Here is a 298-nt window from a genome sequence, read left to right as displayed (position 1 = left end):
AGCGGCATGGTAGGTGCCGATCTCTTTGGTTAGCTCCTGATTCAGCGCCGGAGTAAGTGGATGCGTCCTTGACGGGATACCCGGCTGAAAGAAAAAGGAGGAGTTAGATCCCATTTCATGATGGTCTGTAAGGATGTTCGGGTACCATTTATGGAAGGTTTTGATCCTGGCGCGGCTCTCAGGTAACTGCACCGGAAGCCAGTCACGGTTCATGTCAAACCAGTAATGGTTGGTTCTTCCTCCCGGCCATACTTCGCTGTATTCCCGGTCCTGTGGATCGGGATTGATGTTCTTGCTT

The 298-nt window shown here is 51.7% G+C and carries 1 protein-coding gene; it reads right to left on the bottom strand.

Translation table 11 applies throughout. The annotated features are described in order from the left end of the window. On the bottom strand, window positions 1-298 hold a 298-nt coding region (locus HC175_RS22900; protein WP_479685269.1), incomplete at both ends, for a M14 family metallopeptidase.

Source organism: Salinimicrobium oceani (genome assembly GCF_012037645.1).
The sequence above is the reverse complement of the archived record's forward strand: the minus strand, read 5'-3'. Positions and strand labels throughout refer to the sequence as shown.